Here is a 12,973-nt window from a genome sequence, read left to right as displayed (position 1 = left end):
GTTCTCGATCGGAGGGGCACGATGAAGGCATCGACCCGCGCCGCGCAGGCGCTGCTGGAAGCCATCGGCGAGCGCGAGTTCGCCGTGGGCAGCGAGCTCCCCAGCGAGGCACGGCTCGCCGAACGCCTCGAGGTCTCCCGGCTGACGGTCCGCGAGGCGGTGAGCGGCCTGGTCGGTCGCGGGGTGCTCGACGTCCAGCAGGGTCGGCGCAACCGCATCGCCGCCGTGGAGCAGTGGTCGGTGCTGGACCCGGAGGTCGTCGCCGTGCGCGCTCGCCTCTCGGAGGACTCCGGCGAGCTGGTCTCCGAGCTGATGGAGGCCCGGCGGGTCCTCGAGGTGGGCATCGCGGAGCTGGCGGCGTCGCGGATCACCGACGAGCAGATCGCGGCGCTCGAGTCGACGCTGACGACCCTGCGCACCGAGCTGGACGGCGACGTCGATCGCACCGCCGAGGCGGACGTCCGCTTCCACGAGATCATCATCGAGGCTGCGGGGAACCCGTTCCTGACCGGCGCTTTCGCGCCCCTGCAGAAGATGCTGCTCGAGGTCCGGCGGCGCACCTCGAGCACGCGGGAGGTGCGTGAGGCGGCGATCGCCTGGCACGAGCGGCTGATCGCTGCGCTGCAGGACCGCGACCCCGCCGCGACCGCACAGGCGATGAGCGGGCACATGGATCAGACGGTCCGGGCGACGCCCGGCATCCAGCTCGAGGCTCCTTTCGAGGGTCCGGACAGAGACGACGAGACGACGAGGTCCGAGGAGGACGCATGAGCATCGTGATCACCGGCGGCGCAGGATTCCTGGGAGGCCTCGTCACCGAGGCGCTCCTCGAGCGCGGCGGCGAGGAGGAGCTGGTCTCGCTGGACCTCGCCCCTTCGGCGCACACGAGCCCGCGCGTGCGCTCCGTGGTGGGGGACCTCGCGGACCAGGGAGTCCTCGAAGAGGCCGTCGGCCCGGAGACGACGGCGATCATCCACCTGGCCGCGGTGCTCTCGGGTGGGTCCGAGGACGACTTCGACCTCTCGATGCACGTGAACGTCGACGGCACCCGCGCCCTGCTCGAGCGTGCCCGCACCGTCTCCGCCGGCGCCGACGCCCCGCTGCGGTTCGTCGCCACCAGCTCGCTCGCCGTCTTCGGGGGCGAGGTGCCGAGCGTGGTCCCGTCGAGCTGGGCGACACAGCCGGACTCCACCTACGGCGCCCTGAAGGCCGTGGTCGAACTCCTGGTCAACGAGTACTCCCGCAAGGGCTTCGTCGACGGTCGGGTGTGCCGGCTGCCCACGATCAGCGTGCGGCCGGGCAGGCCGAACTCCGCGGCGAGCTCCTTCGCGAGCGGGATCATCCGTGAGCCCCTGCAGGGCGTCGAGTCCGTCTGCCCGGTCCCCCACGACACGCTCATGTGGCTCTCGGCTCCGCGCACGGCCGTGACGAACCTGCTCCACGCCCTCGACCTCCCGCCCGAGGACCTGGGCAGCTGGCGGGTCATGAACATCCCGGGGCTCACGGTGAGCGTCGGCGAGATGCTCGAGACCCTCGGCCGGGTCGGCGGCGACGTCGCACGCTCCCTGGTCCGGGACGAGCCGGATGCGCGGATCACGGCGATCGTCGGCTCCTGGCCGGGTGCCTTCGAGGTCGACGACCTGCTGGAGCGGGGCTTCGTGCGCGACGAGAGCTTCGCTCAGATGGTGCAGGAGTACGTGGAGGACCACCTCGCGGCGCCCTGAGGCGCCCGTCGGGAACCGCGGACTCCCTGCCGACGTCGGTTCCATGCGGGAGACTGGGTGCCACCGCGGCGGCTCACGCACCCCGCGCCCGCCGCTCGATCTCCGGAGGCTCCGATGCGTCGCATGATCCCGTTCCTCACCCTGCAGCCCTCGCGCGGCCAGCACGCCGCCGACGCCATCGCCCTGTACACGAGCCTGTTCGAGGACGGTCGCGAGCTCAGCCGTGAGCCGTGGCCGGAGGGCTCCGGCGCTCCCGAGGGAGCTGTCCAGCTCGCCGAGATCGAGGTCGGAGCCGGCCAGCGCCTGCGCCTCAGCGACTCCCCGATCGAGCACGCCTGGGACATGTCGCCCGGCGTCTCGCTGTGGGTCGACTGCGCCGACCAGGCCGAGCAGGAGCGCGTGTTCGCTGCCCTCCTCGAGGGCGGCACGGCGATGATGCCCCTGGACGACTACGGCTTCGGGCCGTTCGGATGGGTGCAGGACCGGTTCGGGGTGAGCTGGCAGCTCGGGGTCGCGGCCGACGATCAGTGAGACCAGGAGCATCGATGCCCCACACCGCCACCCGCCCCCTCCCCCGGATCGCGGTCTGCGGGATCCACATCGAGTCCTCGACCTTCACGCCCTACGTCTCCACGGCGGCCGACTTCGACGTGCGCCGCGGAGACGCCGTCCTCGAACGCCATCCCTTCCTCACCCCGGGCTCATCCCTGCGCGAGGCCGCGAGGTGGCTGGGCGTCCTGCATGCCGGGGCGCTGCCCGGCGGACCCCTCGCCCACGAGGACTACGCGGCCTGGCGCCGCGAGATCCTCGAGGGCCTCCGTGCCCTGGTCCGCGAGGAACCGCTGGACGGCCTCTGGTTCGACATCCACGGTGCGATGAGCGTGATCGGTCTCGACGACGCCGAGGGCGACCTGATCACCGCGATCCGCGAGGTGATCGGCCCGGACGTGCTCGTGGGCACCTCGATGGATCTGCACGGCAACGTGTCACCAGTGCTCTTTGAGGGCTGTGACCAGCTGACCTGTTATCGCACGGCCCCGCACGTCGACGTCGCGGAGACCCGGGAGCGTGCTGTCCGGAACCTGCTGGACGCCTTCTCGGACGTTCCCGTCGACGCCGTCGCGCCCAAGCCCCGCAAGGCTCTCGTGCACGTGCCGATCCTGCTGCCCGGTGAGATGACGTCCACCCGCGTCGAGCCCGCGGCCTCGCTGTACGCACGGATCCCCGAGCTCGCCGGTCGCGACGGCGTCACCGACGTCTCCTACTGGATCGGCTTCGCCTGGGCCGACGAACCCCGCTGTCAGGCGGCCGTGTGTGCGTACGGTCCCGAAGCCGACGCCGTCGAAGCGGCGGCTCTCGAGCTCGTGACGGACATCTGGGAGGCGCGGCACGAGTTCGCCTTCGTCGCCCCGACCGGCACCTTCGAGGAGTGCCTGGACGCGGCGATCGCCTCGCAGGAGCGCCCGTTCTGGATCTCGGACTCCGGGGACAACCCCGGAGCGGGCGGCGCCGACGACACCACCGCCTGCCTCGCCACCCTCGCCGCACGCCCCGAGATCCGCGCGGGCGAGGTCGAAGCCCTGCTGGTCTCGATCGTCGATCCCGAGACCGTCGATCATGCCCGTGGTCTCGGCGTCGGCGGGAGCGGCGCCGTGCACGTCGGCGGGAGGATCGATGAGCGCACACCCGGCCCGGTGCCGCTGCAGATCGAGGTGGAGGCGCTCGACGACTCCCCCGCCACCGGCCACGCCGCGGTCCTTCGCGTGCTCGACGGGACGCGCGATGCGCGGCCGAGCGGCCTGAGGCTCGTCGTCACTTCGCGCCGCTCGCAGTTCTCCACCGCGGCCATGTTCGCGCGTCTGGGCCTCTCGATGACCGGCCCGGACGTGGTGGTGGTGAAGATGGGGTACCTCGAGCCGGACCAGCACGCAGCGGCGGCCGCCTGGATGATGGCGCTCACCCCGGGCGGGGTCGACCAGGACCTCGTGCGTCTCGGCCACCGGAGGATCTCCCGGCCGATGCTCCCCTTCGACGCCGAGATCCCCGCGCCCACGTCAGCGGATGTGCTGCGCTGAGCACGGCGCGCCGGCGACCTCCGGGGCGCCCTCAGCCCCTGTGCGCGTAGAGGTCGCGCAGCAGCGCGATCTCGGCCAGGTGGTGGATCAGCTCCCGGTTGATGTGGGCCACGATCGCCGTGCGCGGGTGATCCGCGTAGGGGCCCTCGGACGGTCCGCAGGGCGCCGCGAAGTCCTTCTCGTCCCAGCTGCGCAGCCCGCTGATCCAGCGCTCGTACTCGGTGTCGAGCTGCGCGAGCGCCTCGTCGGCGCTGCCGGCGTACTCCCAGGTCATGTAGTCGGCCTCGGGGCCGTCGAAGTGGCCGTGGCTGCGCATGGCCAGCACGCCCACGATCACGTGGCCCAGTCGCCAGGCGATCGTGGTCAGCGGGGGCGGGGTGGGCTCGGGGAACTCGAAGTCGATCACCAGGTCACCGCTGCCGGCCTGGGTGCCGGAGCGGACCTCGCTGCGCGGGTGCACGCTCCAGGCGGGCCCGGCCGACGCGGGCGTGGGGTCGTAGAAGTACTCCTCGTCGGTGAGGCCCTCCAGGCGGGGACGGGCGATGTCCTCCCAGTGCCCCTGGATCTGGGCGAGCAGGGCACCGCGGGCGGTTCTCTGGTCGTGCTGCTCGGTCATCGGTCTCTCCTTCGTGAGCGGTTCTCACCAGCCCTCGGGCGGCCAGGTGCCGCCCTCGGCGAGGACGTTGAGCTCGTAGGTGCCCTTGCCGTCGATGCTCTCGCGGATGATGTCCGCGTGCCCGGCGTGGCGGGCGATCTCCTCGATCAGGTGCAGGGTGCTCCAGCGGTTGTTCCAGTGCTCGGCGCCCACGAACCAGGGCTGGTCCGGGATCGGGACCTCGGTGTCGAGGTCGACTTTCCGCAACAGCTGATCCGCGACCTGCGCCTGCTCCTCGAGCAGGGCGATGAGGGATTCGGCGGAGTCCTCCGACCGCAGGGCACCCGGGTCGATCGCCCCCTCGAGCGCGGCGACCTCGACGGGGCGATCCGCGCCGGCGGTCCTCTCCGGAGCTGCACGGACCCCGGCGAGCACGTTCTCGGTGACGAAGAGGGCGTGCCGGGCGAGCGCCCCGAGGCTCATCGCCGAGGCGCTCGGCGTCGCGGCGAGCTGCTGCGGGCTCAGGCCATGGAGAGCGGTCGCGAGCTGGCGTATCTGCTGGGCCGCGAAGGTCGCCAGGGTGTCGGGCTCGTCGGTCGTGTCAGGGGTCAGGAAAGGCATCACAGGCTCCTCATCGGGTTCGAGCACGGTGCTCGTCGGCTGGTGCACGGCCCACGCTCCTCGCCATAGCGGACGGTTTTTGTCCTCTGAGTGCGGCAGACTCTCCCCATGAGCGACGTGACCCGCAGGACCCTGCGACTGCTGAACCTTCTGCAGTCCCGCACCGTGTGGACCGGGCCGGAGCTGGCCGACGAGCTGAACGTGACCACCCGGTCGGTGCGACGGGACGTCGACCGGCTGCGCGAGATGGGCTACCCGGTGCTCGCCTCGAACGGTCACGGCGGCGGGTACCAGCTGGGGGCGGGCCGCGCCCTGCCACCGCTGCTGCTCGAGGGCGAGGAGGCCACGGCCGTCGCGGTCGCGCTGCGCCTCGCCGCGGGCTCGGGCATCGACGGCCTCGGCGAGCAGGCGGTCCGTGCCCTCGCCAAACTCGACGGGATCCTCCCGCCCAGCGTCCGCGCGGAGGTCTCCGCCGTCACCGAGGCCCTGCACGTCGTGGACACCTCGCCCCGCGGCGCCGGCAGCCGAGGGACGGCCACGGCCGGCCACGGAATCCTCTCCTCGACCCTGGTCACTCTCGCCCGCGCGGTCCGCGACGGCGTGCAGGTGCGCCTGGACTACGAACGGGCCGACGGCGAGCGCCGACACCGCCGCATCGAGCCCTACCGGGTGCTCTCGATCAACGGTCGCTGGTACCTGTTCGCCTGGGACCTCGACCGCGAGGACTGGCGCACCTTCCGCCTGGACCGCATGCACGAGGTGCGCGCGAGCACCTTCCGCTTCACGCCCCGGCCCACGCCCGACATCGAGGCCCACGTGCGCGAATCGATCAGCGTCGGGCCGTACCCGCTGGGGGCGAGCGTGCGCATCCTGCGGCCGGCCGCTGAGGTCGGACCGCGCATCCCGGCGTTCGCCGGCACCGTCACACCCGACGGGGACGACGCCTGCATCCTGCGGGCCGGAGCGCGTGACCTGTCCTGGATCGCCCTGCAGCTGGCCTGGCTGGGGCTGCCCGTCGAGGTGCTCGACCCACCCGAGCTGAACGAGGAGATCGCACGGATCGGGGCGTGGGCGCGCGGGGCGTGACCCAGCCCCTCAGCCCGCACTCCCCCGCACCACCAGGCGATAGGGCGCCTCGACGACCCGCGGCGGGCCGTCGTACCCGCCGATTCGCTCGATCAGCAGGTCGAGCACGGTCGCCGCGAGCGCCTGCTTGTCGGGATCGATCGTGGTCAGCGGCGGCGTGGTGAAGGGCGACTCGAGGATGTTGTCGTGCCCGATCACGGAGACCTGACCGGGCACGTCGATCCCGAGGCCACGCAGCCCCAGCAGCACCCCGCGGGCCAGGTCGTCGTTGCCGCACACGATCCCGTCGGTCTCGGGATGCTCGCGCATCAGGGTCTGCACGGCGCCGAGGCCGCCCTCCTGGGTCCAGGTGGGCACGGTCTGGACGACACCCTCCCCCAGGCCCGCCTCGGCGATCGCCCGGTGGAATCCGCACAGTCTCAGACGACTGGTGGAGTGCGCCTGCTGCGCCTCGACGACGTCCAGCGCCCCCAGGTAGACGACGTGGGTGCGCCCGAGGTCCAGGAGGTGACGCGTCGCGTCCTCGGCCGCGCTCGCGTTGTCGGTGCGCACGTAGTCGCTGCCCGCGGGCAGGCCCGTCTCCTCGAGGTGCTCGCCGATGAACACGGTGGGCTGGATCGTGCGATCCAGTCCCGCGACCACGTCCTCCCCGATCTGCAGGGGGTTGAACACGACGCCGTCGCCCAGCACCCGGGTGAAGCCGGAGAGCACGCTGGCCTCCTCCTCGCGTCCCGCGGCGGTGCTGTGCAGCATGATGCTGCGCCGCCGCCGCTGGGCCTCGTCGGCGAAGGCCTGCGCGAGCTCGGAGAAGTACGTGCCCGCGAGCGAGGGGATCGCGAGGGTGATGAGGCCCGTCGTGCCGGTGCGCATCTGCTGGGCACCGACCTGTGGGCGGTAGTTGAGCTCGCGGATCGCCTGCTGCACGCGCTCCCGGGTCGCCGGCCCCACGTTCGGGCGCTCGTTGAGCACGTTGGAGACGGTCTTGATCGAGACGCCGAGGCGCTCGGCGACCTCCCGCATGGTGACGTTGCGCGGGCGGACCGACGGCCCCCCACCCCCGACCGCGGCGGCGGGGGCGACCGGATCGAGCGGCATCACGCCGTCGCGGCGTCGAGCCGCGACTGCCAGGAGCGGACGAGGACGAGAGTGGTCACGGCGACCAGGATCCCACCCCCGAGCAGGAGGCCGACGGGCTGGATGATCCCCGAGACGAGCACCGCTGCGACCAGGGTGATCGTCCACGAGGCCGAGGCGAGCGGCAGCAGCACGATCCCGCCCAGCGCCCCGCGCCACAGCACCGGAGCCGGCGCGTCGGGACGCAGCACGTGCAGGGAGATCGCATGGAACAGCGCCAGTGCGCCGATTGCCGCGAAGAGGCCGGCGAGCGCGAACCCGAGCGGGAAGAACCACGCCGGAAGGGCGCCTGCGACGCCGAGGGCCAGGTCGGCCGCGGCGGCGAGAACGATGAGCACGAAAGGACCGCCGGCGCGATTGGCCGGGACGAACTCCTCCCGGTAGCGCCGCAGCACCGCGCGAGCCCGCGGCCCCGCTCCGGCATCCCCCGCGAGCTCCTCGTCCCCGTGCAGGAGGGCCACCAGGGTTGCGGTGGCCGGGGCGATCCCGCCGATCACCCCGCCGGCCAGGGTGAGCGCCACCCAGGCCAGGTGCAGGGCGAGGAGCCGCGGCAGCCAGGCGAGGGCCGCCATGACGCCGTGGACACCTCCGCGCATCTCCGTCATGTCCTCAGGCCTTGGTGCCGGTCAGCGCGATCGACTCGATGATCTGGCGCTGGAAGACCAGGAAGACGGCGAGCACGGGGATCAGGGCGACGATCGAGGCGGCCATGATCAGCGGGTAGTCGGTCTCCACCGCGTAGGTCGCGTTGAAGTTCGCGATCACCAGCTGGAGGGTGTGCACGTTCTCGGAGTTCAGGTAGATGATCGGCCCCAGGTAGTCGTTCCAGGTGCCCATGAACCACAGGATCACCTGTGCGGCGATCGCCGGGCGGATCAGCGGCAGCACGATCCGCCAGAAGATCTGCGGATGGTTCGCCCCGTCGATCACGGCCGCCTCTATGAGGGAGTCCGGGACGCTCATCAGGTACTGGCGCAGGAAGAACACCATCATCGGGTTGCCGAACAGGCCGGGCACGATCAGCGGCAGCAGGGTGTCGACCCAGCCGATGCTCGAGAACAGCATGAAGGTGGGGATCATGAGCGCCGGGAACGGGATCATGATCCCGCCCAGCAGGGCGAGGAACAGGGCGTTCTTGCCGGGGATCCGCATCTTGGAGAAGGCGTAGGCCGCGAAGCACGAGGTCACCGTGCCCACGGTGATCACCGTCAGGGAGACGATCGCGGAGTTCGCGATGCCGCGCAGCAGCGGGCCGGCCTCCCAGATCCGCAGGTAGTTCGACCACTCGGCGGGACGCGGGATCCACTGCGGGGGCAGGGCGAAGACGTTCTCCTGCGTCTTCAGCGAGGTCGAGAGCATCCACACCAGCGGCAGCAGCATCGTGAACGCGCCCAGGCACAGCACGATGAAGACGACGACGTCGGCGGGGCTCTGGAAGCGGCGGTCGCTGCGCTTGCGGCGCCCGCGCACGGCATCGGGCGCGACGCCGGAGGTCTGCAGCGGCGCGGTGGGGACGGCACTGGTGGTAGCCATGACGGGCCTCCTCATTCCACCGTGAAGACGTTGCGGGAGTTCAGGTAGAACTGGATGGCCGTGACCAGGAAGATCAGCGCTCCCAGCACGAGCGACATCGCCGTGGCGTACCCGAGCTGGAGGTTCTGGAAGCCCTGCTGCCAGATGTACCAGACGATCGTGGCGGAGCCGAACTCGGGGCCGCCGGTGGGGGTCATGATGTTGACCTCCGCGAACATCTGCGCGCCGCCGATGATCCCGGTGACCACGAGGAAGAACGTGACGGGGCTGAGCATCGGCGCGGTGACGTGGCGGAAGCGCCGCCAGGCCCCGGCGCCGTCGAGCATCGCGGCCTCCAGCAGGTTCCGCGGCACCGACTGCAGGGCCGCGAGGTAGAGCAGGGTCGAGAAGCCCAGTCCCTTCCACACACCCATCAGGATCAGCGCGGGCTTGACCCACTGCTTCTCCACGAGCCAGTTCGGCCCGTCGATCCCCACCATGCCCAGCAGCTCGTTGACCAGGCCGAAGTCGCCGTTCAGCGCCCACTGCCAGAGGATCGAGATGGCGGCGACCGAGGAGACGCCGGGCAGGTAGTAGATGACGCGGAAGGCCGCCCGGCCGGGCATCCGCCGGTTCAGGGCGATGGCGAGGGCGAGGGAGATCGCCAGCCCGATCGGGATCCCGATCATCATCACCACGGTGTTCCACAGCGATTGCCAGAACTGCGGGTCCGCGGCCATGGTGCGGAAGTTCGTCAGCCCGGCGAACACCGGGGAGGACAGTCCGTTCCAGTTCGTGAACGCCGCGTAGCAGGAGAACAGCAGCGGGGCCAGGGCGAACAGCGCGAAGCCGAGCACCGGCGGGGCGATGAAGATCCGGCCCCAGAACCGTTCGGGGCGGGTGAGGCGGCCACGGCCGGGGCGTCGGGTCGCCCGTCGATCCGCGCCCGTGCCGGCGCGGGCCCCGACGTTCGCGGGCCGCTCCACGGTGGTGGGAGGTGAGGTGCTGGCGGCGCTCATCAGGAGTTCGCTTCCTGGTCGATGCGGAGCTGGTCGTATCCCTCGTCCAGGAACGACTGCATGGTCGCCTGCGTGGAGCTGAGGTACTCGCCGACGTCGGCGCGGCCCTCGACCACCGGTTGGATGTTGGTGAAGAAGGTGTCGAGCCATTCGGGGGTGTAGGTCCGGGCGTTGGGGACGAAGCGCCCGTAGTCCTCGACGATGTCGACGTATTCCTGCTTGTTCTGCGGCTCGATCGAGGTGTCCTTGACCCATTCCTTCGCCCGGGTGCGAGTGTTGGGGATGGTCTGACCCTGGCCGACGATGATGTCCTGCGCGTCGGGGTCGCAGGAGAGGAACATCGCCAGCTGCGCGGCACGGTCGGGCCGGCGGCTCTTCGAGGAGACGCCGATGCCCAGCGACCCGATGTTCGTCGCCGACTCGCCGCTCTTCCCCGCCGGGTAGGGGCACAGGTCGAACTCGAAGTCGAGGGTGCGATACAGCGTCAGGTCCCAGGGCGCGACGGGGAAGAAGCCGATCTGGCCGCGCAGCCAGCGCTGGTATCCGTCCAGCCCTTCGGTCTCGTTGATCGAGGGCGTGACCTCGTGCTTCTCGCGCAGATCCACGACGTACTGCAACGCCTCGGCGAACTCGGGGGTGTCCACGGTGACGGTGCGGGCGGTGGGATCGACCCAGTCGGCCCCGTTGGACCATGCATAGGAGTGCAGCTCGGCGCCGATGTTCACCGAGGTGCCCCAGGAGACGGGCTTCCCGTCGCGTTCTCGGGTGAGGTCCTTGCAGCGGTCCAGGAACTCCTCCCAGCTGAGAGGGACGTCGGGATCGGGCGGCTCGACGCCGAGCTTCTCGAAGAGGGTCTTGTTGTACCCGAAGGAGAAGGGGCCGACGTCCTTGGGCATCGCGTACAGCGGGCCCTTGCCGATCTGCTCGCCGTCGAAGCGGTAGAGGTTCATGCCGCCGGGCCAGACGTCGTCGACGGGTAGGTCGGTCGCGTCCACGTACTCGCTGATGTCGGCGAGCACGCCGTTGGTCACGTAGGCCATCGTGCGCGGCGGCTCCAGGTAGAAGACGTCGGGCGTGGAGTTGCCCAGGATCGCCGTCTGCAGCTTGGTCGCGTACTGGTCGGCGCTGGTGGAGATCAGATCGACCCGGTGCCCGGTCTTCTTCGTGAACAGCTCGACGGCCTTGGCGAACACGTCGCGCTCCTCCGTGGAACCACGGAACATGAAGGTCAGCACGTCGGGGTCGGAGGAGTGCAGGTTGCCGCAGCCTCCTGCAGCGCTCGCCGCTGCGGCGGCGCCGGCAGCGCCCAGGGCACCGCGGAGAAAACGTCGTCGTCTCATCCTCATCCGATCTGTCTCGTCCTCGAGAGTCCGGGAGCGCGGGGACCACCGTCGTCGGGCGGTCACCTCCCCGGGTCGACAGGTCCACAGCGACCGGTCCCGACCGAGATCTCACGAGGTGCTCGCCCCACTGCCCGCACGCCGACCCCCATCGGCCGACGCCCGCCCCCACCACCGGTTTCTTGTGAGGTGTGGCACAAGGTACATCGTTGAACTAGAGTCGGCAAGCATCGGCGCGCGGAGGCGCCCTCGGCCACCTGGGGACCGGCCCCGGGGTCGAAGGGGTCGCGCGATCCGCGGCCGGAGGAGTCGGACATGACCCTGCACGCCGCCGCGCACCTGCACCCCCACCTCGTCGTCGCCCCCGTGCGCCGCCGCACCTTCGGCAGCTTCGTCGAGCACATGGCCCGCTGCGTCCACACCGGCGTCTTCGAACCGGGGCACCCGTCGGCCGACGCCGACGGTCTGCGCACCGACGTGCTCGAGCTGGTGCGCGAGCTCGGCGTGAGCAGCGTGCGCTACCCGGGCGGGAACTTCGTCTCCGGCTACCGCTGGGAGGACGGCGTGGGCCCGCTCGAGGACCGCCCGGTGCGACGCGACCTCGCCTGGCACTCGACCGAACCCAACACCTTCGGCCTCGACGAGTTCATGACCTGGTGCGATGCGGCCGATGTCGAGCCGATGTACGCCGTGAACCTGGGGACGCGCGGCACGCAGGAGGCGCTGGACGTCCTCGAGTACGCCAACGGCGAGGTCGGCACGGACCTCGCGGATCATCGCGCCCTGAACGGGCATCCGGAGCCGTACGACGTGCGCATGTGGTGCTTGGGCAACGAGATGGACGGGCCCTGGCAGCTGGGCCACGTGCCCGCCCGCGACTACGGCGTGCTGGCGGCGGAGACCGCACGGGCGATGCGCCGTGCCGATCCCGACCTCGAACTCGTGGCCTGCGGTTCCTCCCATTCGGCGATGCCCACCTTCGGGTCGTGGGAGCAGGCGGTCCTCGAGGCCGGCTACGACGCGATCGACATGCTCTCGGCGCACGTGTACTACCGCCAGGAGGGCGAGGACCGCGCCTCGTACCTCGCCTCGGCGGACGACATGGACGCCTACATCGACGCCGTCGTCGCCACCAGCGACCACGTGCGAGCGCTGAAGGGCGATGACAAGCACGTCATGATCAGCTTCGACGAGTGGAACGTCGTGGCCGCGCGCGGGGACAGCGGCACCGAGCCGAGCGGGGACGACTGGCCGGTCGCCCCGCGCTTCGCCGAGTCCACCTACTCCGCACAGGACGCCGTGGTCGTCGGCTCGTTGCTGATCAGCCTGTTGCGGCACACCGATCGGGTGGCCTCGGCCTCGCAGGCCCAGCTGGTCAACGTGCTCGCGCCGATCCGCACCGAGCCCGGTGGCCGGGCGTGGCGCCAGAGCATCTTCCACCCCTTCGCGCTGACCTCACGGCACGCCCGCGGTCAGGTGCTGCAGCTCGACATCGACTCCCCGACCACGCCCACCCGGAAGTACGGCGACAGCGCGGTGCTGGACGCCGTGGCCACCTGGGACGCGGACGGCGGCGCGCTCACGGTCTTCGCCGTGAACCGCTCGGCCGACGACGTGGTCGACCTCGGGGTGCCGCTCCTCGCGTTCGGTAACGGGACCCCTCTCACCGTCATCGAGGCCGCGCTCCTTAACGAGAAGGACCCCGACGTCGTGAACACGGCCGGCCGCCCCGACCGGGTCGTCCCCCGCGCCTTCGAGGACGTTCACCTCGAGGATGCGCGCCTCTCGGCATCTCTGCCCCCGATCAGCTGGGCGATGATCCGCCTCGAGAGGAGGGGCTGACCCGCAGACCAGGATCCCTGTGCAC

Annotated in this window: 13 protein-coding genes; 6 read left to right on the top strand and 7 right to left on the bottom strand. The window is 71.0% G+C overall.

The window, feature by feature from the left end:
* The first annotated feature begins 21 nt into the window (after window positions 1-21).
* From DEO23_RS00175 to DEO23_RS00160, 4 genes are all read left to right on the top strand, one after another.
* Window positions 22-771 carry a FadR/GntR family transcriptional regulator gene (locus DEO23_RS00175; RefSeq protein ID WP_165831673.1) on the top strand — a complete coding sequence of 250 codons (750 nt, stop codon included), beginning with the start codon at window positions 22-24 and terminating at the stop codon, window positions 769-771.
* Window positions 768-1,724, top strand: coding sequence for a D-erythronate dehydrogenase (denD, locus tag DEO23_RS00170; protein WP_109274004.1), 957 nt, complete (start codon window positions 768-770; stop codon window positions 1,722-1,724). Before DEO23_RS00175 ends, denD begins: the two co-directional genes overlap by 4 nt.
* Before the next feature lie 123 nt (window positions 1,725-1,847).
* On the top strand, window positions 1,848-2,255 hold the full coding sequence (locus DEO23_RS00165; protein ID WP_240613135.1) for a VOC family protein: 408 nt from the start codon (window positions 1,848-1,850) through the stop codon (window positions 2,253-2,255).
* Between the two features lie 14 nt (window positions 2,256-2,269).
* On the top strand, window positions 2,270-3,799 hold the full coding sequence (locus DEO23_RS00160) for a M81 family metallopeptidase (RefSeq protein WP_109274002.1): 1,530 nt from the start codon (window positions 2,270-2,272) through the stop codon (window positions 3,797-3,799).
* A 31-nt stretch (window positions 3,800-3,830) separates the two neighbouring features.
* On the opposite strand, the gene DEO23_RS00155 is transcribed toward DEO23_RS00160, so the two are convergent.
* Both DEO23_RS00155 and DEO23_RS00150 read right to left on the bottom strand, forming a co-directional pair.
* Window positions 3,831-4,415 (bottom strand): DinB family protein, encoded by a 585-nt coding sequence (locus DEO23_RS00155; protein ID WP_109274001.1) that lies wholly within the window; start codon window positions 4,413-4,415, stop codon window positions 3,831-3,833.
* Window positions 4,416-4,439: 24 nt separating this feature from the next.
* Window positions 4,440-5,015, bottom strand: coding sequence for a mycothiol transferase (locus DEO23_RS00150; RefSeq protein ID WP_109274756.1), 576 nt, complete (start codon window positions 5,013-5,015; stop codon window positions 4,440-4,442).
* A gap of 108 nt (window positions 5,016-5,123) precedes the next feature.
* Between DEO23_RS00150 and DEO23_RS00145 the strand changes: the two genes are divergently transcribed.
* Window positions 5,124-6,101: a helix-turn-helix transcriptional regulator gene (locus DEO23_RS00145; RefSeq protein ID WP_109274000.1), complete on the top strand. Its 978-nt coding sequence runs from the start codon at window positions 5,124-5,126 to the stop codon at window positions 6,099-6,101.
* Between the two features lie 9 nt (window positions 6,102-6,110).
* Here DEO23_RS00145 and DEO23_RS00140 read toward each other — a convergent pair whose 3' ends face one another.
* From DEO23_RS00140 to DEO23_RS00120, 5 genes are read right to left on the bottom strand one after another with little or no spacing between them, the layout of a single operon-like run.
* Complete coding sequence (locus DEO23_RS00140; protein WP_109273999.1) at window positions 6,111-7,196, bottom strand: LacI family DNA-binding transcriptional regulator; 1,086 nt, start codon at window positions 7,194-7,196, stop codon at window positions 6,111-6,113.
* A complete protein-coding gene (locus DEO23_RS00135) occupies window positions 7,196-7,840 on the bottom strand; it encodes a DUF624 domain-containing protein (RefSeq protein ID WP_109273998.1) in 645 nt (214 codons plus the stop codon). The genes DEO23_RS00140 and DEO23_RS00135 overlap by 1 nt, the downstream gene beginning before the upstream one ends.
* A 4-nt stretch (window positions 7,841-7,844) precedes the next feature.
* Window positions 7,845-8,768, bottom strand: coding sequence for a carbohydrate ABC transporter permease (locus DEO23_RS00130; protein WP_109273997.1), 924 nt, complete (start codon window positions 8,766-8,768; stop codon window positions 7,845-7,847).
* Between the two features lie 11 nt (window positions 8,769-8,779).
* Window positions 8,780-9,766, bottom strand: coding sequence for a carbohydrate ABC transporter permease (locus DEO23_RS00125; protein WP_109273996.1), 987 nt, complete (start codon window positions 9,764-9,766; stop codon window positions 8,780-8,782).
* On the bottom strand, window positions 9,766-11,112 hold the full coding sequence (locus tag DEO23_RS00120; protein WP_109273995.1) for an ABC transporter substrate-binding protein: 1,347 nt from the start codon (window positions 11,110-11,112) through the stop codon (window positions 9,766-9,768). The genes DEO23_RS00125 and DEO23_RS00120 overlap by 1 nt, the downstream gene beginning before the upstream one ends.
* A gap of 309 nt (window positions 11,113-11,421) precedes the next feature.
* Between DEO23_RS00120 and arfA the strand changes: the two genes are divergently transcribed.
* Window positions 11,422-12,948 carry an arabinosylfuranosidase ArfA gene (gene arfA, locus DEO23_RS00115; protein WP_109273994.1) on the top strand — a complete coding sequence of 509 codons (1,527 nt, stop codon included), beginning with the start codon at window positions 11,422-11,424 and terminating at the stop codon, window positions 12,946-12,948.
* Window positions 12,949-12,973: the final 25 nt, after the last annotated feature.

The organism is Brachybacterium endophyticum (genome assembly GCF_003130585.1).
Lineage (GTDB): Bacteria > Actinomycetota > Actinomycetes > Actinomycetales > Dermabacteraceae > Brachybacterium > Brachybacterium endophyticum.
This window is presented reverse-complemented; position numbering and strand designations above follow the sequence as displayed.